Source organism: Neisseria sp. RH3002v2g, assembly GCF_014596425.2.
GTDB lineage: Bacteria > Pseudomonadota > Gammaproteobacteria > Burkholderiales > Neisseriaceae > Neisseria.
The window spans coordinates 1,016,314-1,036,712 of record NZ_CP110721.1 but is presented as its reverse complement, the minus strand read 5'-3'; the positions used below and the strand labels follow the sequence as shown (position 1 = coordinate 1,036,712).

Below are 20,399 nucleotides of genomic sequence, written 5' to 3'. Positions count from 1 at the left end.
GGCCTGTTTTTGAATTGAATTTTTAACGTGTTATGTTTGCTTATATTTTTCCCATTGTTTGCGGTGCCGCTGTCGGGGCTGTATTGCGTTGGCTGTTTGGCTTGGTGCTGGTGCCTTCTACGCCTTTTTCTATTGGTACATTGGCGGCAAACTGGCTGGGCGCGCTGTTGATCGGCGTATTGGCAGAACTCTTAACCGATCCGCAATGGCGTTTGCTTTGGATTACCGGATTTCTCGGCAGCTTGACCACATTTTCAGGTTTTTCAGTGGAGATGGTGGGTTTGATGCAGGCGCAACGCTGGGGCATGGCTTTGATGGCAACCTGTCTGCATGTTTTCGGTTCGTTTGGTTTGACGGCGCTGGGGATTAAATTGGTGCAGATTTGGAAGTAAGTTGCTATTTTTTAATTGAAATAAAAACTAAAGGCCGTCTGAAAATCTGTTTTCAGACGGCCTTCGGCTTTATCAATTAGGGGTGTACATAGCTTTTTGTACGCGCTAAATCGGTAATCAACAGCGGATTGTCTTTGCGCATCATATCGATCAGCTCTTGGCAACGTTTGGTTGTTGGATCTTGCCAGAGCCAGTCAAGCTCGGGCTGGGTAAGGCCGACTATCTGCAGAAATTGAACTTCACCGTTTGGCGTTTTGATAGCGGGCAGCTTGGGATCTGGTGCGAAGGCTACGCCGACGATGGCGGTTTCTGTATCCATTCGGATAGGGCCGTTAGTTGAAGTAAAGTGGTAGGCTTCAAACCAGTTGCCGCTTTCAAAAACGTAACGGCCAAGGTTATTCATCATGTTGACTGCCCAATAAGGCTCGTGTTTGGTGTTGTAGTCAGAATCCGGATCCTGATCGTAAGGAGGAGTACGGAAGGTAAATTCAAATCCCCATTTACTGTAATCTGCACCGGCAAGTTTTGGATTAAAGTAAAGTTCGCTCATGCCGTAGGAAACAATATGGCGATGGAAGGTTTGCTCTTCGCAATCAAAAATATCGCTATTGTCCAGTGGATCGGTGCCTCCCAACCAATATTTGATTATAGGGCCATAGGAGCGTGGTTTGACATCACCATAAAGTGCTTTAAGCGCAGCATCGATGGCTTCCCAGCCGACGGCTTGATCTTCTTTAAAAGTTTGGCGGTATTCTTGTTCGTTCATTGTCTGTTTCCGTGTCGTTGATAATTGGGTTGTAAATTAATTCGCGTGTTTTTTTTAGAATGTGTTGTTTCTAAAAATAAAGCGATTTAAATATGACATCTTATTTGCTTTTTTAATCAATGCCAATAGGTAAACAGACGGTTTCTTGACAATAGGGTTTGCCGGATTCGCTTAAATGCGCCGGTTTGTAGGCGCCAAAGGTGTAGGTCAGGTCTGCGCGGAATGTGTCGGGATCGGCTTCGGCGGTGTCGCAGTTGAGGCCGGTGGGAATATCGAGGGCGACTTTCAGGCCGTCTGAATGATTGAGTTGGCGGCAGAGGGCGGCGATTTCGGTTGGAAGTGCGCCGCTGAAGCCTGTGCCGAATATGCCTTCGATAATGATGTCGTAACCTTTTTTCAGACGGCCTTCCAGTTCTTGTGCGGATATCAATTCAATATGGGGCAAACCCTTGAGGCGTTCTCGATTGGTTTGAGCCAAAGGGGAGAGGTTTTCTCCGAGTGAAAACAGAATATCGATGTGCCAACCTTGCGCCTGCATATATCTTGCCATGACTAGGCCGTCGCCGCCGTTGTTGCCTTTGCCGCAAACAATCAGGGCGCGTCCGGCTTGAGGATGACGCTGCATGAGGTCTCGGGCGGCAGAGCTGCCGGCGTTTTCCATCAGTTGGTCGAAGCTCGTACCTTTATCGACGGCTGCTTGTTCGCGTTCGCGCATTTGGGCGGCAGTATAGACTTTCATGATCGGCTCTCTTTGCAGGAAGTTATTGGTCGGCGGTATTCATCAGGCGCAAGGCTTTCAGACGGCCTATTTCTTTTTGATATTCCACCAGCCCGATAAATGTGCCGTCTTGGCTGTACACACGGATGGGCTGCTCGGCGGAAATGTTTTCGGTGAACTGGGGACGTTGGCCGTGTTTGAGCATGGTAACGGCGTAGTCGTTTAGCTCAAGTTTGGGGAAATGTTGCACCAAGACATCGCAAGGCAGTAGCAGGGTATCGCGTTCGGCTTCGTCTAATTCTGCCAAGGCTTCGAGCGTGTGGCTTTGGGCAATGGTAAAGCCGGCGGTTTCAGTACGGCGCAGGGCGGTCAGGTGGGCAAATGTGCCGATGTGTTTGGCGATGTCTTCGCTGAGGGTGCGGATATAAGTACCCTTGCTGCAACGTACGTCTATCACGGCTTTGGGTGCATCAAATTCAGTGATATCAATGGAGTAAATCGTAATATCGCGTGCTTTGCGTTCGATAACGATGCCTTTGCGTGCGTATTCGTACAGCGGCTTGCCTTCGTGTTTGAGGGCGGAAAACATGGGCGGAACTTGGCGGATATCGCCCGTTAAGGCGTGGCAGGCCGTCTGAAATTCGGACAATGAAATATCGGCGCGTGCGGTGGCGATGATTTCGCCTTCGGCATCGCCCGTGCTGCTGGCTTCGCCGAGTTTCAGCGTGGCGGTGTAGGCTTTGTCGGCATCCAGCAGATATTGGGCAAACTTGGTCGCTTCGCCGAAACAAACAGGCAAAAGCCCTGTGGCCAAAGGATCGAGTACGCCTGTATGCCCGGCTTTTTCGGCACAGAACAAGCGCCGTGCTTTTTGCAGGGCGGTGTTGCTGGAAAGTCCTTCGGGTTTGTCGAGAAGAAGAACGCCGTTGACCGGGCGTTTGGTGGGTTTATTGGTCATATTAATTAGGGAATATTAATGTTCAGGCCGTCTGAAAGGGTTCAGACGGCCTGCGTGTTAGCTTAATTCTTCATTCAATAATTCACGAACAGAGTGTTTTTCATCAATTAGATCAATGCTGATTGCATCAAAGCCATTTCGTTTTAATGAGTCAAAACTAATAATGCGGCCATCAATTAAGGGGACTTGTCCTTCAGAATTGACGAAATCTTCATATTCATCTTCGTAGTCTATATTGTAATAAAGATGAATCAGAACTTGGTAAGTATACTCATCCAAATCAGTTAACATTCTGTTTTGCTTTTGATTTGGGCTATATTTGTCGCAAAACATAGCGTTATAGCCATGTTCCGTTCCATCAAACAATACAATTTCATTGCCGCTTACAGCTTCTACCGCCACAATTTTTACCGGAGCCTTATCAGTATCGGTAATCAATCCATCAAAAGGCTCTCCATAGTAACGGATGTGGAAAGTATCTCTACCTTGGCAGGATAATGAAAAGCAACGGTGCTCGCCTTCAATTTGCAGGCTATCACTATGTGCATAGGCGGCTAAATGTTCGGGAATCAGATTGTTCATTCTAGCAGTATCAGTCTTCAACCGGTTTTTCCGCCGCCACTTGATCGATCAGGCTGGAAATGCTCATGCCGCGTTCGAGTGATTCGTCGTATTTGAAGTGCAGCTCGGGCGTTTTGAAGAGTTTGATGCGTTTGGCCAATTCGCTGCGCAAATGGCCTTTGGCGTGTTCCAAAGCTTCTTCGGTGATGTCGCGTGTGCTGTCGTCGAGGACGGTGTAGAACACGGTCGCGTGGCTGTAATCGCGGGTAACTTCGACTTCGTTGATGGTGATGAAGCCTGCGCGCGGATCTTTCAGGCCGGTGCGGACGAGTTCGGCCAGTTCGCGCATGATTTGTTCTTTGACACGGTCTTGGCGGGCGTAGCCGCGTTGGGGTTTTCTCATGGTTTTCCTTGATGTATGGCAGGCTGTCGTTTCAGACGACCTGCGGTTTGGATTTTGAACAGCTGCCTATTATAACGGAGCGCGGTTTATTGTGCTTGAACCGAGAAAGGCATATCGATTTTTTGCCATTGCGCGCTTTCGTAGTCCAGCGCATCGGCGATGAGGGGGTGTTGCTCCAGCCATTGGGCGTTGATGCGCAAGATGAAGCTGTGGTTGTTTTCATCGATGCGAAGCTGGGTTTGCGGCGGCAAATCGAGCGGCAGGCGCGAGCGGCAGAAGAGGGCGGCCAAACGCAGGGACAATACGGCACACCACATGATTTCGTTGTCGCCGATAATGTCCGCCATTTTCTTGAGGTCGCCGCGATGGCCGATAACCAGTTGCGCCAAAATGGTTTGCTCTTTGCGTGAGAAGCCCGGCATATCGGCGTTTTCGAGAATGTAGGCGGAGTGTTTATGATAACCGGTATGGGCAATATCCAAACCGATTTCATGCAGACGGCCTGCGCGGCTGAGGTATTGGTTCCACAGGGCAAGCTCTTGAACGGTTACGTTTTTGACGTGGCACAGGCTATTCATGAAGGCTTGCGCGGTATCGGCAACACGTTTGGCTTGGTTGAGGCTGACGTGGTAGCGTTTTTGGAACTCTGCCGTTGTCTGCTCGCGCATATCGACATTGAGGCTGCGGCCGATTAAGTCGTAGAACACGCCGTCGCGGAGGGCGGCTTCGGTAACGGTCATTTTGGTCAGTGAGAGTTCGTCGAAAGCGGCCATCATCACGGCCAATCCGCCCGCAAAAACTTCGACGCGTTCGGGTTTGAGGTTTTCAAATTTGGCTTTTTTAACCGAACCGGCTTCGATAACCCTATCGGCAAGATAACGCATGCCTTGGGCGGTAATATCGGCTTCCTGCGGCAATTCGGCCGCCAAAACGTCGCGTATGGATTTGGCCGAACCGGACGTGCCGATGGCGAAATCCCAACCGGTGCGCTTCATCAGTTTGCTGATGCGCTGGATTTCGATACGCGCGGCGGAAACGGCGGCTTGGAAATCTTTGGCGGTCACTTTGTTTTGGAAGAAGCGCATGCTGTATGTTACGCAGCCCAAAGGCAGGCTTTCTGTGGTCAGCGGTTGCAAATCAGAGCCGATGACAAATTCGGTCGAGCCACCACCAATGTCGATAACCAGCATTTTATCGCCTTTGGGCGGCAGGGTATGCACAACGCCGGTGTAAATCAGACGCGCTTCTTCACGGCCGGCAATGACTTCGATGGGGAAACCCAGCGCCGCTTCGGCACGGGGCAGGAATTGGGCGATGTTTTTGGCGACGCGGAAAGTGTTGGTGGCCACCACGCGCACGTTTTCAGGTTGGAATCCGCGCAGGCGTTCGCCGAATTTTGCCAAACATTCCAAGGCTTGTTCTTGAGAGGCTTCGCTCAGGTTTTTTTGTTCGTCCAAGCCGGCAGCAAAGCGTACCATTTGTTTGAACGAGTCGATGACTTTCAGCTGGCCGTTGTTGTTTTCACAAATTTGCAGGCGGAAACTGTTGGAACCCAAATCGACGGAGGCTAAAACGTTGGCGGGAGTGGTGGTCATAAAAAATACCGCTTGATTAGAAAAACCTAAATGTTACTTGAGGCGGTATCACTTGACAATAAAAGGAATACAGCTCTTTGATTCTGCTCATAGATGTATTTTATAATGCCGATTTTAAGCAAATATATCAAAGGCCGTCTGAACTTTTCAGACGGCCTAAAAAGAGAAACGCATGAAATCGGAAAACCAAGATTCCTTATTTTTATCACGCCGCCGCCTGTTGCAAGTCGGCGGAGCCATGCTTTTGACGCCTGCGGCCGCATGGGCGGGAGCGCAACGTGAAGAAACGCTAGCTGATGATGTGGCGTCCGTGATGCGCAGTTCGATCAATAGCGCCAGCCCTGCGCGGCTGGTGTTTACCGATGCAAGGGAAGGGGAGCGTTGGTTGGCAGCGATGTCTTCCCGATTGGCACGCTTTATTCCCGATGAAGGCGAGCGCCGCCGCCTGCTGATCAATATCCAATACGAAAGCAGCCGGGCCGGACTCAATACTCAAGTGATTTTGGGTTTGATTGAAGTGGAAAGCGCGTTTCGCCAATATGCCATCAGCGGCGTGGGTGCGCGCGGTTTGATGCAGGTGATGCCGTTTTGGAAAAACTATATCGGCAATCCGTCACACAACCTTTTCGACATCCGCACCAATCTGCGCTACGGCTGCACCATTCTGCGCCATTACAACAATATCGAAAAAGGCAATATTGTCCGCGCCTTGGCAAGGTTTAACGGCAGCTTGGGCAGCAACAAATATCCGAATGCCGTATTGGGCGCGTGGCGGAATAGATGGCAGTGGGGTTGAGCGGCTTGCGATTTGCCCCATGCAATTCCTTTGAATCCTGTATAATCAGAAAATCTGTTAATTCACACTTTCAGACGGCCTTTCGCAAATTTAAGGCCGTCTGAAACATTATTTATGGCAAGAGATAACCGCATTCAAATGTTTCCGCACGAATGGCGTGCCAGTACCACACTCTCCGGCGTTTACGCACTGCGTATGCTGGGGATGTTTTTGGTGCTGCCTGTTTTGGCGATGTATGCCGCTTCGTTGCCCGGTGCGGAAGATAATAAAGCATTGGTCGGTATGGCAATGGGCATTTACGGGCTGACACAGGCCTTGTTGCAGCTGCCATTGGGCATCGCTTCCGACAAGTTCGGCCGTAAAAAAGTGATTTATATCGGCTTGATTGTGTTTGCCGCCGGTAGTTTTTTAGCCGCAGTTGCCGACAGCCTGCAAATGTTGGTCGCCGCGCGTGCCATTCAAGGCGCGGGTGCCGTCAGCGCGGCGGTAACGGCTTTGCTGGCGGATTTGACCCGCAGCGAAGTGCGGACGCGTGCGATGGCGATGATCGGTCTCAGTATCGGCTTGACCTTCTCCGTCAGCCTGGTGCTCGCGCCGATGATTGCTAGCTTTATCGGCGTATCCGGCCTGTTTGCGCTGACCGGTATCCTGACGGTAATCAGTATCGGCGTGGTTGCGTGGATGACGCCGGAGCCGGAAGAATCAAAATTGCACGAAGACACGCAGGCGCAGCCTTCGCGTATGGGCGAAGTATTGAAAAACCGCCAGCTGCTCAATCTCGATTTCGGCATTTTTGCCTTGCATGCGGCGCAAATGGCATTATTTACCGCATTGCCGTTTGCCATGACGCAGCTGGGTTTGGAAAAAATCCATCACTGGCAAGTCTATCTGCCGTCAACCATTACCGGCCTGATTATTATGGTGCCGCTGATTATCGTCGGCGAAACGCGCAACAAACTCAAGCAAGTGTTTATCCTCGGTATTGTCTGCATTGCCGCGGCACAAATCGGCTTGCTGTTTGGCATGCACTCGATATGGTTGATTACCGCCTATTTGATTGTTTATTTTATTGGTTTCAATGTATTGGAAGCCAGCCTGCCGTCTATGGTATCGAAAATCGCCCCGTCCGATTTGAAAGGAACGGCGATGGGCGTGTATAACACATTACAGTCGGTCGGCTTGTTTGTCGGCGGCGCGACCGGTGGCTTATTGTTCCAAAAATATGGGTTTTCAGGCGTTTTTACCTTTTGTAGCGTATTGATGTTGCTATGGCTGGTATTGGCAGTCATCTCGCCGGCACCGAAACCCGTTAAAAACCTCAGTTATCTGCTTAACGCCGAATGGCAACAAAATCCGGATTTGCTCTACCAAAAACTGACCGAAATTGAAGGCGTCGAAAGCATCAGCTTCAGCGCAGACAAACAAACCATTTATATCAAGGCCTTGCAAAAAGGATTCGACCAAGAGGCCGCCGAAAAAATCATCACAGGAGTGTAAAATGTCATTGAATAAAGTTATCCTCATCGGCCGTCTCGGCCGCGACCCGGAGGTCCGCTATATGCCCAACGGCGAGGCCGTCTGTAACTTCAGCGTTGCCACCAGCGAAACTTGGAACGACCGCAACGGCCAACGCGTAGAACGTACCGAATGGCACAACATCACCATGTACCGCAAACTCGCCGAAATCGCCGGCCAATACCTGCGTAAAGGCAGCCAAGTGTATCTGGAAGGCCGTATCCAAAGCCGTAAATACCAAGGCAAAGACGGTATCGAACGCACCGCTTACGACATCATCGCCAATGAGATGAAAATGCTCGGCAGCCGCAACGACAACAGCGGCGGCGCACCATACGATGACGGCTACAACCAAGGCAGTCATTCAAGCCAAAACAGTTACCAACAAGCGCCTCAACAGCAATATCAATCTGCCCCGGCGCAAGAGCCCCCGGCTGCTCCGGCCCGTCGTCCTACACCGGCACAACCGACCGCTCCGGTTGAGGATATCGACGACGATATTCCGTTCTAATGACTAAATAATAAAAGGCCGTCTGAAAAATAGACTTCAGACGGCCTGAGACCTTTGCAAAATTCCCCAAAATCCCCTAAATTCCTACTAAGACATTTAGGGGATTTTCCATGAGTATCTTCTTCCAGCAAACCGCACAAGCCATGATTGCCAAACACATCGACCGCTTCCCATTATTGAAGTTGGATCAGGTGATTGATTGGCAGCCGATCGAACAGTACCTGAATCGTCAAAGAACCCGTTACCTTAGAGACCACCGCGGCCGTCCCGCCTATCCCCTGTTGTCCATGTTCAAAGCCGTCCTGCTCGGACAATGGCACAGCCTCTCCGACCCCGAACTCGAACACAGCCTCATCACCCGCATTGATTTCAACCTGTTTTGCCGTTTTGACGAACTGAGCATCCCCGATTACAGCACCTTATGCCGCTACCGCAACTGGCTGGCGCAAGACGACACCCTGTCCGAATTATTGGAACTGATCAACCGCCAACTGACCAAAAAAGGCCTAAAAGTAGAGAAAGCATCCGCCGCCGTCATTGACGCCACCATTATTCAAACCGCCGGCAGCAAACAGCGCCAGGCCATAGAAGTCGATGAAGAAGGACAAGTCAGCGGACAAACCACACCGAGTAAGGACAAAGATGCCCGTTGGACAAAGAAAAACGGCCTCTACAAACTCGGTTACAAACAACATACCCGTACCGATGAGGAAGGCTATATCGAGAAACTGCACATCACTCCTGCCAATACCCATGAGTGCAACCATCTGTCCCCTTTGTTGGAAGGCATTGCCGAAGGTACGACCGTCTATGCCGACAAAGGCTACGACAGTAAGGAAAACCGGCAACATCTGAAAGAGCATCAGTTGTTAGACGGCATTATGCGAAAGCCTGCCGCAACCGTCCGCTGACGGAAGCGCAAACCAAACGCAACCGATATTTGTTGAAGACCCGTTATGTGGTCGAACAAAGCTTCGGTACGCTGCACCGTAAATTCCGCTACGCCCGGGCAGCCTATTTCGGACTGATTAAAGTAAGTGCACAAAGCCATCTGAAGACAATGTGTTTGAACCTGTTGAAAGCCGCCAACAGGCTAAGTGCGCCTGTTGCTGCCTAAAAGGCGGTCCGGATGCCTTATTATCAGGTATCCGGGGAGGATTAAGGGGGTATTTGGGTAAAATTAGGAGTGATTGGGGGAGAAAACAGCCGAAAACCTGTTTTTGGGTTTCGGTTGTTGGAGGAAAAGAAATTTTGCAAAGGTCTCTGCCTTTTGCGTTGAAGTTTTCCAACCCCCGCCCGATACGTTTTTCGTTATAATCATCCCGATTCCTGTTTATATATATTTCAAAATGTTCAAACGCTTCCCTGCCGCCGAAGCCGATTTTGACCGCAACAAAATCCTGATTACCACCCACCCGCAGCACCGCGACGTATGGTTTTGGACAATCCCTTTCGGCGACAACACCTGCTCGCTCGGCGTGGTCGGCACACCCGACAAACTGGCGGGCGATTCCGAAGCCGTGTTGAAACAAATAGTGGCAGAATGCCCCAATCTGGTTGAATTTTTTAAACATTCCGAATGGGAAAACGGCTTCCCCTACCGCAGCATCCAAGGCTATTCCGCCAATGTTAAAGCCCTGCACGGCAAACATTTCGCGCTGTTAGGCAACGCCGCCGAGTTTATTGACCCCGTGTTCTCATCGGGCGTAACCATCGCGCTGCATTCCGCCAAACTCGCCGCTGACCTGCTTGCCCGCCAGCTCAAAGGCGAAGCGGCAGACTGGCAGCGCGAGTTCGCCGAGCCGCTGATGGTGGGCGTAAACGCTTTTCGCACCTATGTGGACGGCTGGTACGACAACCGTTCCCAAAACGTGGTGTACGCACCCAACCGCGCGCCCGAAATCAGCCGCATGATTTCCGCCATTCTCGCGGGCTATGCGTGGGATACGGCAAACCCGTTTGTAGAAAAATCGGAACAGCGGCTGAACACGCTGGCGGAACTGGTGGGGGATTTGGCGTTTGAATAGGTGTTGATGTCGTCTGAAAACAGTTGTAGGTCGGGCATTGATGCCCGACAAACACCGACCTGTTTATCTTAAAATGAGACCTTTGCAAAATTCCCCAAAATCCCCTAAATTCCCACCAAGACATTTAGGGGATTTTGGGGAATTTTGCAAAGGTCTCAAAAGGAGAAGAAATATTACAAACAGCTGTTCCGTTAATTGAGCAAATTGATGAGTTATTTTTCGGAAAGTTGGATAACAACGAAGAACAATTTAAGCATTTTCTTGTTAGATTAAACAAAGAATAAGAATATTATTTATGGAGTTGTCAATTTTGATAGCTCCATACTACATTTGAAACTCAAAAATAGAGCATAGCTATAGAACAGAAATTTATTCAAGAGAATTATTTACACCAAAATATAGAAGTCCTCTGTTTTATTTTCAAAAAGTAAAACAGAGAACATAAATGGTTGGCTCTTGAAAGCAATGTGTAAAAATTTTACGTTAATATTTTAAAATATAAAAATATAATTACTCTGTTATCGGGGTTATTTTTACGTATTTTTAAGAAAGTCATCAATATTTGATTGCAACAAGTTGAAATAATTAGAGTTTTATTTTTTCATTCTTTCCTTATATAGAAACAACCGTTCTAATGACTAAATAATAAAAGGCCGTCTGAAAAATAGACTTCAGACGGCCTTTAAAATGATTTAAAAGAAAATCCTACATTTGTACCGAGCCGTTGACGGTCAGGCTAATTTCTTCCGACCCCGGAGAGGCCGGTACGCCATCTTCTATTCCTGCAGCCATCTCTGCGGCAGGGATTGCACGCAGCATTTTGGCGTGTGCAAAGTCGCCGCCAACTTGGCGGTTGCCGATGTGGCCCAGGTTGAGTTTGACGATTTTGTAGCTGGAGAAGCCGAGTGTTTGGGCGAGGTTTTGGGCGCGGTCTTTGAAGCGCAGGATGACGGCTTTGCTCAGTTGATCGACGGTTTCTTCGCGTTTTTCTTTGGATACGGAAAATGAGGAGTTTTCCAAAACGGCGATATTGATGCTGTCGGCAATCAGGCGGTTGAGTGCTTCAAAGTCTTTGCTTTCTACTTTGAAGTAAGCGTGTTCTTCCCAGCCGGTTTGGGTGCGTTTGCCGTTGGTGTATTGATAGCGCGGTGAGGCGTTGCGTTCCATCAGCTCGGCTTTAAATTTGCTGTTTTGGGAGATTTTGTTGAACTGGTTGAATTTCTTCATGAAGGCTTGGTTGACGGCTTGACGGTCTTTGCCTTCTGCATTGACGCTGAAATATGCGGTCATGGTGTCCCGCGGTACTTCCATGTTGGCGGATTCGGAAAATTCAACGATGTTGTAGTTGAGACTTTCTGCTGCTACGGGCAGGGAGGCGGCTAGCAGTAGGGCGGTAAGGGCTGGGCGGAGCATTTTGGTTTCCTTATAAGGGGATTTCAAAAAAGTAATTTAGCATGAAAGATGGAAATGTTGGCTTTGGCAAGCGTAAGGACTTGTATGGGATGAGGCCGTCTGAAAAGAAGTTACTTTGTATCCATCAGGCCGACCTCATGGGGATTGAGGCGGGCGTTTTCTTCTTGGCCTAAGCCGACCAATTTCCGCAAGCGGGTCATGTAGGCATTGACATCTAGGCCCCGTCCGTAGCGTTGTGCTTCCCAGATGGTTTCTGCCAAGGCTTCCATCATATCGTGTTCGGCTTTGACCCAGTCGCCGTTGTAACGGGCGCAAAGTTGTTGGTGGATGGCACGGATGCCCGGCGGTTGGTCAATGGCGCTTTGCTCTTGGAGGGAGAGATGTAGCGACATGTGCAGGAATGGGTTGCTTTCGCCGTCTTCGGGCAGCCATTCTTTATCTAAATATTTTTCGATGTCTTCGAGATAGTGTCCGTATTCGGGATGTGCTTCGATAATGCGCAAAGCTTTTTGTTGCAGGCCGTCCAATTGGAGCGGTGCGAGCCTGTGTTGCCAGACGTGGGCAAAAAATCGGCGGACATCGTGGGTGTTTACGTCATACATGATGGGTGTGATTTGATTTTGGGATATGTGATTATATAGCGATTGCGATAAAAAGGCCGTCTGAAAAGTGTGTTTTCAGACGGCCTTTGTTTGATAGGGTTTAGCGGCGGTCGATGATTCGGTAATACACTTCGCCGTCTTGGACATAACCCAATTCGACGCGGGCAATTTCGGCGATGGCCTCTTGTCCGTGTGCCAAGTCTTCAACTTCCGCATTGAGGAAATTGTTGCGTAAAGTGAGCGTTTGGTTTTTTTCCTCCTGACGGACGAGCTGCTCCTGCAATTCTTCCGTATGCCCGACGCTGCCTTTGCCAAACCAAAGGCTGTACTGACAGCACAACAGTGCGAAGGTTAAAACAAAAGTTACCCACTTCATACAATCAATATCCTATATTTTGCTTATTTGCCCAGTTGGTAAAATGCGGCTTTGCCGGGGTAGTAAGCGGCTTCGGCCAATTCTTCTTCAATGCGCAGCAATTGGTTGTATTTCGCCATGCGGTCGGAGCGGGACAGTGAGCCGGTTTTGATTTGCATACAGTTGGTGGCAACGGCCAAGTCGGCAATGGTGCTGTCTTCTGTTTCGCCGGAACGGTGGCTCATTACGCTGGCGTAGCGGTTGCGTTTGGCCAAGTCGACGGCTTGCAGGGTTTCGCTCAATGTACCGATTTGGTTGACTTTGACCAGCAATGCGTTTGCCACGCCTTTTTCGATGCCTTCGGCCAAGATTTTTGGATTGGTTACGAACAAGTCGTCGCCGACCAATTGAACTTTTTTACCCAATTTTTCGGTCAGCAGTTTCCAGCCTTCCCAGTCATTTTCGTCCATACCGTCTTCGATGGAAATGATTGGGAATTCGTTAACCAGGCCTTCCAGGTATTCGGCAAATTCTGCGCTGGTGTAGGAGCGGCCTTCTGCTTCCAGGTGGTATTGGCCGTCTTTGTAGAACTCGCTGGATGCGCAGTCCAGGGCGAACAATACGTCTTCGCCTGCTTTGTAGCCGGCGGCTTCGGTGGCTTCCACCATCAATTGCAGGGCTTCTTTGTGGCTGTTCAGGTTGGGTGCAAAACCGCCTTCGTCGCCGACAGTAGTCGGGAAGCCTTTGCTATCGCACAGTTTTTTCAGCGCATGGAAAATTTCGGCACCGCAACGCAGGGCTTCGCGGAAAGATTTTGCGCCGACAGGCATGATCATGAATTCTTGGATGTTCAGGCTGTTGTTGGCGTGTTCGCCACCGTTGATTACGTTCATCATCGGAACCGGCAGAGCCATTGGGCCTGCGCCGCCCAAGTAACGGTACAGCGGCAGGCCTGAATCTTCAGCGGCCGCGCGTGCTACGGCCATGGAAACGGCCAAAGTGGCGTTGGCGCCCAAGTTGCCTTTGTTTTCAGTACCGTCCAATTCGATCATGATTTGGTCGATATAAGATTGCTCGCTGGCATCGATGCCGATGAGGGCTTGCGCGATTTGGTTGTTAACGTGGTCAACGGCTTTCAATACGCCTTTGCCCAAGTAACGGGATTTGTCGCCGTCACGCAGTTCCAAAGCTTCTTTTTGACCGGTTGATGCGCCGCTTGGTACGGCTGCACGGCCCATGACGCCGGATTCCAACAATACGTCACACTCTACAGTAGGGTTGCCGCGAGAGTCTAAGATTTCGCGTGCAAAAATATCAACGATTGCGCTCATGAATATCTCCAAATAGTATGGTAAAAGAAAAGTAGCTTTGTTACGCTTCAGACGGCCTTGAGGATGATTGCCGAAGTCTGATGAATGCAGACATTATACCGTCTTTGCCGGGCATGGCATCGGCGTCGGTATGAAACCGACTGTAAGTTTGTTTCACGTCAATATCGGTCAAACAAACATAAGCTGTATAGTGTAACATTTTTTACCCTTTTTAGGGTGAAAAGCTGATTAAATCAGGCATAAGGCCGTCTGAAAACCAGATTAGCCTTCGCCTAAAATCATCGAACCTACGCCGTCATCGGTCAGCACTTCCAAGAGCAGGGCGTTGGGAACGCGGCCGTCTATGATATGCGTGGCTTTGACGCCGCTTTTGGCGGCTTCGACGGCGGAGGCAATTTTAGGCAGCATGCCGCCGTATAGCGTGCCGTCTTCAATCAGTTCGTCAATGCGGCTTGGCGTCAGGGTGGTCAATAATTTGCCTTCTTTATCCAGTACGCCGGGGATATTGGTCATCATCAGCAGTTTTTCGGCTTGAAGTTTTTCCGCCAGTTTGCCGGCAACCAAGTCGGCATTGATGTTGAACGCTTCGCCATTTTGGCCTACGCCGATGGGTGCGATGACCGGAATGCAGCCGCGCTCGACCAAGCCTTCCACCAAACGGGTATCGATGTCGGCCACGGTGCCGACTTGGCCGATGTCCACGCCTTTTTGCTCGGGCGTGTCGATCAGGAGTTTTTCCGCTTTGATGAAGTGGTTGTCCCGGCCGGTAATGCCGACGGCGCGACCACCGAAGGAGGTAATCATGGAAACGATTTCTTTATTGACGTGTCCGCCCAAAACCATTTCTACGATGTCCATGGTTTCGCTGTCGGTCACGCGCATGCCTTGAACAAATTCCCCTTTTTTGCCGACTTTTTCCAGCATTTCATTGATTTGCGGGCCGCCGCCGTGAACGATGACGGGATGCAGGCCGATCAGTTTGAGCAGGACGACATCGCGTGCGAAGTCCTCTTTTAAGGCCGACTCGGTCATGGCGTTGCCGCCGTATTTGATGACGATAATGGAGCCGGAGAAACGGCGTATATAAGGTAAAGATTCGGCAAGGACGCGTGCTTTGATCGCAGAGGAGACAGATTGTTGCTGAGTCATGGTTTCAACCTTGTTTCATGATTTCGGCCTTTATCTTAATCCCAAAGGCCGTCTGAAACAATATTTCCAAGCGCTTGAAATCCTGTTAAATCAGTTAAATGGTTGAAACCAGCCTCATGCAAACGGTAAAATGACGGTTTGCTTCGGCCTCTTTGCCGATTACTAAGGATACCCATGATGAAAATCAGCACCCAATTCGATGCCGGTTCGGTCGTTGTCAAAGATTTGAGCAACCCTGCCGATATCCGTCTCGCCCTGCGTCCCGATAATGCTTCGGAGTTTGCCCAATGGTTTTACTTCCGTTTGCAGGGTGCGGCCTATCAAAACTGCGTGATGCATTTTGAAAATGCGGCGGACGCTGCGTATCCTTTGGGCTGGGAGGACTATCAGGCTTGCGCTTCTTACGACCGCCAAAATTGGTTCCGTGTGCCGACCAGCTATGAAAACGGCGTGTTGACCATCAACCATACGCCTTTGTCCAACAGCGTTTACTACGCTTATTTCGAGCCTTATTCCAACGAGCAGCATTTGAACCTTTTGGGCGATGCGCAGGGTAGCGGCTTGTGCCGTATCGACGACTTGGGCAGTACCGTTCAAGGCCGTGATATTAATCTGTTGACCATCGGCAACCAAGTCGAAAGCGACATGAAAGTCTGGATTATCGCCCGTCAGCATCCGGGCGAAACCATGGCGGAATGGTTTGTCGAAGGTTTGCTGGGCCGCCTGCTTGATCCGCAAGATCCGACCGCGCGCATGTTGCTTGATCGTGCGACTTTCTACATTGTGCCGAATATGAATCCGGACGGTTCGGTATTGGGCAACCTGCGCACCAATGCCGCCGGCGCCAACCTCAACCGCGAATGGGAAAACCCGACTTTGGAGCGAAGCCCCGAAGTCTTTACCGTCCGCGAAAAAATGATGGAAACCGGTGTGGATTTGTTCTTGGATATTCACGGCGATGAAGGTCTGCCGTTTGTCTTTGTGGCCGGTACCGAAGGCGTGCCGAACTACAACGAGCGCATCGAAGCCTTGGAAGACCAATTCAAACTCGCGCTGCTCAATGCCAGCCCCGATTTCCAAGACGATTACGGCTATGACAAAGATGCGCCGGGTCAGGCAAACATGACTTTGGCGACCAACTGGGTCGGCAATCATTTCAACTGCCTTGCCTATACTTTGGAAATGCCGTTTAAAGACAATGCCAATCTGCCGGACGACGATTTCGGCTGGAACGGCCAACGCTCGCTGCGCCTTGGCGAGGCTATGTTGTCTGCTATTTTGAATGTGGTTGGCGATTTGCGTTAAACCGCCTAACACTGCATACAGGCCGTCTGAAAGTTCAGGCTTTCAGACGGCCTTTGAGATAAGGAACACACATTATGATGATACATCCCCAGTTTGATCCGGTGCTGATCAGCATCGGCCCGCTTGCCATCCGCTGGTATGCCTTGAGCTATATTGTCGGCTTTATCCTGTTTACGATTTTGGGCCGCCGCCGTATCGCGCAGGGCAATTCTGTGTTTACCAAAGAAACACTCGACGATTTCCTGACTTGGGGTATCTTGGGCGTCATCTTGGGCGGCCGTATCGGCTACGTTTTGTTTTATAAATTTTCCGACTATCTGGCCAACCCGTTGGATATTTTCAAAGTGTGGGAAGGTGGTATGTCGTTTCACGGCGGCTTCTTGGGCGTGGTCGTTGCCATGTGGCTGTTTGGCCGCAAGCACAACATCAGTATCTTGAAATTGATGGATACCGTTGCGCCACTCGTACCGCTGGGCTTGGCTTCCGGCCGTATCGGCAACTTTATCAACGGCGAACTTTGGGGACGCGTGACCGAACTCAATGCTTTCTGGGCGATGGGTTTCCCGCAAGCGCGTTACGAAGATGCGGAAGCTGCGGCACACAATCCTTTGTGGGCCGAATGGCTGCAACAATACGGCATGCTGCCGCGCCATCCGTCTCAACTTTACCAGTTTGCCCTTGAAGGTATTTGCCTGTTTGTCATTGTTTGGATTTTCTCGAAAAAACCACGTCCGGCCGGACAAACGGCAGCATTGTTCTTGGGCGGTTACGGATTATTCCGCTTTATCGCCGAATTTGCCCGTCAGCCTGACGACTATCTCGGCCTGTTGACTTTGGGCTTGTCCATGGGTCAATGGTTGAGCGTGCCGATGATTGTATTGGGCGTGATTGGTTTTGTTTGGTTTGGCCGTAAAAACAGTGTTGCCAAAGCGTAAATGAAACAAGAATAAAGGCCGTCTGAAAAGGTTTTCAGACGGCCTTTTTATGGCTTCAAGCAAACGGATTTTGGGTTTAACCGAAAAAGCCCATTTTGACTTGAATGAGTTTTTCCAACTCCGGCAGAACGCGGCGGCGTGAGACGAAGAAGATAATGTGGTCGCCGTCTTGGAGGATGGTTTCGGTGTGGTGTCCCATGATGACTTCGCCGGTTGCGCCGCGGACGATGGCGGCGATGTAGCAGTCGCTCGGCCATTTGATGCCGCTGATGCGGCGGCCGACGATGGCGGAAGTGTTTTTGTCGCCGTGTACCACCACTTCGATGGCTTCGGCCGTGCCGCGGCGCAGGGGGTGGACGGCAACGATGTCGCCGCGGCGGATGTGGGCGAGGATGGAGCCGATGGTGATCAGATGAGGGGAAACGACGATATCGATTTTGTTGCCTTCGAGCAAATCGACGTAACTTGAGCGGTTGACAATGGTAATTACTCGTTTGGCACCAAGGTTTTTCGCCAACAGGCTGGACATGATGTTGTTTTCGTCATCATTGGTCAGCGCGCAGAAGACGTCGATTTCGTCGATGTATTCTTCGTCCAGCAGGGTTTCGTCGGTGGCGGAACCTTGCAGGACGAGGGTGTTGTCCAGATTTTCGGCCAGCCATTCGGCGCGGTGGGGTTTGTATTCGATGATTTTGATGTCGTATTTGGATTCGAGCTGCTTGGCGAGGCGGTAGCCGATGTTGCCGCCGCCGGCGATCATGATGCGGCGGGTACGCGCTTCTTTCGGACGCAATTCGCGCATGATGGCTTCAACGCTGTTGATGTCGGCGGCAAACAGGACTTCATCGCCTTCGATGATGACGGTTTGCGGGGTGGGGACGATCAGGCGGTTGTTGCGGTAGATGGCGCAGATTTGGCAGTCCACGCCTTCAAGCAGGTGTTGGTTGATGTCGGCAATTTCACGGCCGATCAGCAAACCGCCTTTGCGTGCTTGAACAATCACCATGCGCACTTTATCGTTGGCAAAACTGAGTACCTGCAATGAGCTGGTGTAGTTGAGCAGGCCGACGAGTTGTTCGGTAACCAGTTGTTCGGGGCTGATGGTTTCGGTAATGCCGAAGATGTTGAGGCTGCCTTCTTCGGGGTTGTCGCTGCCGTCAACCGGATATTCGAGGTATTCGCTTGAGCGCACGCGTGCGATGCGGCTGGGGATGTTGAATAGGTCGGCGGCGATTTTGGAGGCGACAATGTTGGTTTCGTCGCTGCGTGTCAGGGCAAGCAGGAGGTCGGAGTCTGCCGCGCCTGCCTGTTCGAGGGTAAAGGGCGATGCGCCGTTGCCGACGATGGTTTGGACATCGAGGCGGCTGCTGATGCGGTTGAGCGCTTTTTCGTCGATGTCGATGATGGTAACGTCGTTGCTGGGAACGGAGGCAAGGTTTTGGGCGACGGTCGAACCGACTTGGCCGCTGCCGAGAATGAGTATTTTCACGGTAATCGAGTGTGTTCGGTAAAAGTGAAATTGTAACAAAAGGCCGTCTGAAATTGGAGTTTCAGACGGCCTGATTTTTCAATCGGCTAAAGGATTACCAATAGCCCAAGACTTTCCACCATAAGATGCCGACAGTGCTGAAAATCAGGATTTCGACCACGCTCATGATGAAGCCGGCTTTCCACCATTCGGTCATGTTGACGTAGTTCGAGCCGTAAATGACAGGTGCGGAACCGGTGGCGTAGTGGGTCAGCGACATCATGATGCCGGTAGCGGCTGCCATAATCAGGGCAAACAGCATCGGTGGTGCGCCCAAGGCCAAGCCTGCGCCGTAGAATGCGCCGAACATGGCGGTAACGTGTGCCGTACCGCTGGCGAAAACGTAGTGGGCGTAGAGGTAGGCCAGCATCAACAGGGCGCAACCGGCTTCCCAACCCAAGCCCATGTGGGCGATACCGCTTTGCATGGAGTCGGACAACCAGCTGATGAGGCCCAGTTTGTTGAGAAAGTTTGCCATCATCACCAAGGCAGCAAACCAAACAATGGTATCCCACGCGCTTTTTTCTTTTAGCGCGTCGTCCCAAGTCAGTACGCCGGTCAACAGGCACAGGCTCAAGCCGAGGAAGGTGGTGGCGGTAGCGTCCACTTTCACGCCGAACAGCATCTCGGGAATACCCGCCCACAACAGCAGCAGAACCAGGAAAATACCGAGCATGATTTTTTCTTCTCGCTTCATCGGTCCCATGGCAGCCAAATGCTCTTTTGCCAATGCAGTGGCGTTGGGGGTTTGTTTGATTTCAGGCGGATACAGGAAATACAGCACCAGCGGCATCAGCAACATAGCAAGCAGGCCGGGTACAACCATCGCCAAGAACCAAGTACCCCAAGAGAGTTGGATTTGTGAATTGGTGGCTTTGGCAACCAATTCGACCACCAGCGGATTAGGTGCGGTGGCGGTGATAAAAATCAGACAGGTAATCACGTTGGAGTGGAAGTTGACCAGTGAAAGGTATTTACCGATTTTGCCTTCCGTACCTTTTTCAGGATCGGAGTCGAAGCTTAAGGCAATGGATTTCATAATCGGATGCACGATGGCGCCGCCGCGCGCGGTGTTGCTCGGCGTTACCGGACCGATGACCAAGTCAGCCAAAGCCAAGCTGTAACCTACGCCCAGCGTGCGTTTGCCGAAGAGGGAGATCAGCAGGTAGCCGATACGCATACCCAAGCCGGTTTTCAACAGGCCGCGCGAGATGATGATGGCGATACCGATCATCCAGATGAGTGAGTTGTTGAGGCTGCTCAGTGCGTCTTTGGTCGCGTCGGCGGCTTTTGCGTTGGTCACGCCGGTCAGTGCAACCAAGGTAATGCCCAAAATCGCCATTGCGCCGATAGGCATGGCTTTGCCGATGATGCCGGCAATGATGCCGACAAACAATGCCAAAAGATGCCATGCGTCAGGCGATACGCCTTGAGGAACGGGGATAACGAACCAGATAAGCAGCGTCAGCACAAGTGCGACCGCAGCAGGAATTGGCTTGAAGCCCATGTTGAATCTCCTAATTTGAGGATTGAAGTATT

At 50.9% G+C, this 20,399-nt stretch carries 19 protein-coding genes and 2 pseudogenes; 8 read left to right on the top strand and 13 right to left on the bottom strand.

Going from position 1 to position 20,399, the window contains the following annotated elements; genetic code table 11:
- Positions 1–32: 32 nt before the first annotated feature.
- The gene (locus BBP27_RS04935) at positions 33–392 is read left to right on the top strand and encodes a CrcB family protein (protein WP_188211309.1); all 360 of its coding nucleotides are present in this window, start codon (positions 33–35) and stop codon (positions 390–392) included.
- 76 nt (positions 393–468) lie between these two features.
- Here BBP27_RS04935 and BBP27_RS04930 read toward each other — a convergent pair whose 3' ends face one another.
- The 6 genes from BBP27_RS04930 to ppx all read right to left on the bottom strand — a co-directional run bounded on the left by BBP27_RS04930 (position 469) and on the right by ppx (position 5,393).
- Complete coding sequence (locus tag BBP27_RS04930; RefSeq protein ID WP_188211310.1) at positions 469–1,158, bottom strand: suppressor of fused domain protein; 690 nt, start codon at positions 1,156–1,158, stop codon at positions 469–471.
- Positions 1,159–1,270: 112 nt separating this feature from the next.
- A complete protein-coding gene (locus tag BBP27_RS04925) occupies positions 1,271–1,897 on the bottom strand; it encodes an NAD(P)H-hydrate epimerase (protein ID WP_188211311.1) in 627 nt (208 codons plus the stop codon).
- Between the two features lie 22 nt (positions 1,898–1,919).
- Positions 1,920–2,834: a tRNA pseudouridine(55) synthase TruB gene (gene truB / locus BBP27_RS04920; RefSeq protein WP_188211312.1), complete on the bottom strand. Its 915-nt coding sequence runs from the start codon at positions 2,832–2,834 to the stop codon at positions 1,920–1,922.
- Positions 2,835–2,891: 57 nt separating this feature from the next.
- Positions 2,892–3,416, bottom strand: coding sequence for a hypothetical protein (locus BBP27_RS04915; RefSeq protein WP_188211313.1), 525 nt, complete (start codon positions 3,414–3,416; stop codon positions 2,892–2,894).
- Positions 3,417–3,426: 10 nt separating this feature from the next.
- Positions 3,427–3,798, bottom strand: a complete 372-nt coding sequence (gene rbfA, locus BBP27_RS04910) for a 30S ribosome-binding factor RbfA (protein WP_003685554.1) — start codon at positions 3,796–3,798, stop codon at positions 3,427–3,429.
- Between the two features lie 86 nt (positions 3,799–3,884).
- Positions 3,885–5,393: an exopolyphosphatase gene (gene ppx, locus BBP27_RS04905; RefSeq protein ID WP_188211314.1), complete on the bottom strand. Its 1,509-nt coding sequence runs from the start codon at positions 5,391–5,393 to the stop codon at positions 3,885–3,887.
- Between the two features lie 172 nt (positions 5,394–5,565).
- Between ppx and BBP27_RS04900 the strand changes: the two genes are divergently transcribed.
- The 5 genes and pseudogenes from BBP27_RS04900 to BBP27_RS04880 all read left to right on the top strand — a co-directional run.
- The gene (locus BBP27_RS04900) at positions 5,566–6,189 is read left to right on the top strand and encodes a lytic transglycosylase domain-containing protein (RefSeq protein WP_003746174.1); all 624 of its coding nucleotides are present in this window, start codon (positions 5,566–5,568) and stop codon (positions 6,187–6,189) included.
- Positions 6,190–6,303: 114 nt separating this feature from the next.
- On the top strand, positions 6,304–7,686 hold the full coding sequence (locus BBP27_RS04895) for an MFS transporter (RefSeq protein WP_188211315.1): 1,383 nt from the start codon (positions 6,304–6,306) through the stop codon (positions 7,684–7,686).
- Between the two features lies 1 nt (position 7,687).
- Positions 7,688–8,215 (top strand): single-stranded DNA-binding protein, encoded by a 528-nt coding sequence (locus BBP27_RS04890; protein WP_188211316.1) that lies wholly within the window; start codon positions 7,688–7,690, stop codon positions 8,213–8,215.
- Positions 8,216–8,325: 110 nt separating this feature from the next.
- Positions 8,326–9,332 (top strand): annotated as a pseudogene (locus BBP27_RS04885) (IS5 family transposase).
- Positions 9,333–9,597: 265 nt separating this feature from the next.
- A pseudogene (locus BBP27_RS04880) lies at positions 9,598–10,242 on the top strand (NAD(P)/FAD-dependent oxidoreductase); the annotation flags it as partial.
- A 705-nt stretch (positions 10,243–10,947) separates the two neighbouring features.
- Here BBP27_RS04880 and BBP27_RS04875 read toward each other — a convergent pair.
- The 5 genes from BBP27_RS04875 to argB form a co-directional block, all read right to left on the bottom strand.
- Positions 10,948–11,655 (bottom strand): SIMPL domain-containing protein, encoded by a 708-nt coding sequence (locus BBP27_RS04875; protein WP_188211814.1) that lies wholly within the window; start codon positions 11,653–11,655, stop codon positions 10,948–10,950.
- A 110-nt stretch (positions 11,656–11,765) separates the two neighbouring features.
- Positions 11,766–12,257, bottom strand: a complete 492-nt coding sequence (locus BBP27_RS04870) for a DUF1841 family protein (RefSeq protein ID WP_188211815.1) — start codon at positions 12,255–12,257, stop codon at positions 11,766–11,768.
- 100 nt (positions 12,258–12,357) lie between these two features.
- Positions 12,358–12,633: a cell division protein FtsB gene (ftsB, locus tag BBP27_RS04865; protein ID WP_003679613.1), complete on the bottom strand. Its 276-nt coding sequence runs from the start codon at positions 12,631–12,633 to the stop codon at positions 12,358–12,360.
- A 23-nt stretch (positions 12,634–12,656) separates the two neighbouring features.
- On the bottom strand, positions 12,657–13,943 hold the full coding sequence (gene eno, locus BBP27_RS04860) for a phosphopyruvate hydratase (RefSeq protein ID WP_107736970.1): 1,287 nt from the start codon (positions 13,941–13,943) through the stop codon (positions 12,657–12,659).
- Between the two features lie 261 nt (positions 13,944–14,204).
- On the bottom strand, positions 14,205–15,092 hold the full coding sequence (gene argB, locus BBP27_RS04855; RefSeq protein WP_188211816.1) for an acetylglutamate kinase: 888 nt from the start codon (positions 15,090–15,092) through the stop codon (positions 14,205–14,207).
- Between the two features lie 174 nt (positions 15,093–15,266).
- Between argB and BBP27_RS04850 the strand changes: the two genes are divergently transcribed.
- Both BBP27_RS04850 and lgt read left to right on the top strand, forming a co-directional pair.
- Positions 15,267–16,397: a M14 family metallopeptidase gene (locus BBP27_RS04850; protein WP_003746205.1), complete on the top strand. Its 1,131-nt coding sequence runs from the start codon at positions 15,267–15,269 to the stop codon at positions 16,395–16,397.
- A gap of 74 nt (positions 16,398–16,471) precedes the next feature.
- Positions 16,472–17,332 (top strand): prolipoprotein diacylglyceryl transferase, encoded by an 861-nt coding sequence (gene lgt, locus BBP27_RS04845; protein WP_003746206.1) that lies wholly within the window; start codon positions 16,472–16,474, stop codon positions 17,330–17,332.
- 76 nt (positions 17,333–17,408) lie between these two features.
- On the opposite strand, the gene trkA is transcribed toward lgt, so the two are convergent.
- Together trkA and BBP27_RS04835 are read right to left on the bottom strand one after the other, a co-directional pair.
- Entirely contained in the window at positions 17,409–18,821 is a 1,413-nt protein-coding gene (gene trkA / locus BBP27_RS04840; protein ID WP_003746208.1) for a Trk system potassium transporter TrkA, read from the bottom strand.
- A gap of 94 nt (positions 18,822–18,915) precedes the next feature.
- Positions 18,916–20,367 (bottom strand): DASS family sodium-coupled anion symporter, encoded by a 1,452-nt coding sequence (locus BBP27_RS04835; protein WP_188211817.1) that lies wholly within the window; start codon positions 20,365–20,367, stop codon positions 18,916–18,918.
- Between the last annotated feature and the right edge of the window lie 32 nt (positions 20,368–20,399).

Coding starts and splice junctions, on each gene's coding strand:
- BBP27_RS04935 (WP_188211309.1), top strand. CDS start 33: ATGTTTGCTTATATTTTTCCCATTGTTTGCGGTGCCGCTGTCGGGGCT.
- BBP27_RS04930 (WP_188211310.1), bottom strand. CDS start 1,158: ATGAACGAACAAGAATACCGCCAAACTTTTAAAGAAGATCAAGCCGTC.
- BBP27_RS04925 (WP_188211311.1), bottom strand. CDS start 1,897: ATGAAAGTCTATACTGCCGCCCAAATGCGCGAACGCGAACAAGCAGCC.
- truB (WP_188211312.1), bottom strand. CDS start 2,834: ATGACCAATAAACCCACCAAACGCCCGGTCAACGGCGTTCTTCTTCTC.
- BBP27_RS04915 (WP_188211313.1), bottom strand. CDS start 3,416: ATGAACAATCTGATTCCCGAACATTTAGCCGCCTATGCACATAGTGAT.
- rbfA (WP_003685554.1), bottom strand. CDS start 3,798: ATGAGAAAACCCCAACGCGGCTACGCCCGCCAAGACCGTGTCAAAGAA.
- ppx (WP_188211314.1), bottom strand. CDS start 5,393: ATGACCACCACTCCCGCCAACGTTTTAGCCTCCGTCGATTTGGGTTCC.
- BBP27_RS04900 (WP_003746174.1), top strand. CDS start 5,566: ATGAAATCGGAAAACCAAGATTCCTTATTTTTATCACGCCGCCGCCTG.
- BBP27_RS04895 (WP_188211315.1), top strand. CDS start 6,304: ATGGCAAGAGATAACCGCATTCAAATGTTTCCGCACGAATGGCGTGCC.
- BBP27_RS04890 (WP_188211316.1), top strand. CDS start 7,688: ATGTCATTGAATAAAGTTATCCTCATCGGCCGTCTCGGCCGCGACCCG.
- BBP27_RS04875 (WP_188211814.1), bottom strand. CDS start 11,655: ATGCTCCGCCCAGCCCTTACCGCCCTACTGCTAGCCGCCTCCCTGCCC.
- BBP27_RS04870 (WP_188211815.1), bottom strand. CDS start 12,257: ATGTATGACGTAAACACCCACGATGTCCGCCGATTTTTTGCCCACGTC.
- ftsB (WP_003679613.1), bottom strand. CDS start 12,633: ATGAAGTGGGTAACTTTTGTTTTAACCTTCGCACTGTTGTGCTGTCAG.
- eno (WP_107736970.1), bottom strand. CDS start 13,943: ATGAGCGCAATCGTTGATATTTTTGCACGCGAAATCTTAGACTCTCGC.
- argB (WP_188211816.1), bottom strand. CDS start 15,092: ATGACTCAGCAACAATCTGTCTCCTCTGCGATCAAAGCACGCGTCCTT.
- BBP27_RS04850 (WP_003746205.1), top strand. CDS start 15,267: ATGATGAAAATCAGCACCCAATTCGATGCCGGTTCGGTCGTTGTCAAA.
- lgt (WP_003746206.1), top strand. CDS start 16,472: ATGATGATACATCCCCAGTTTGATCCGGTGCTGATCAGCATCGGCCCG.
- BBP27_RS04835 (WP_188211817.1), bottom strand. CDS start 20,367: ATGGGCTTCAAGCCAATTCCTGCTGCGGTCGCACTTGTGCTGACGCTG.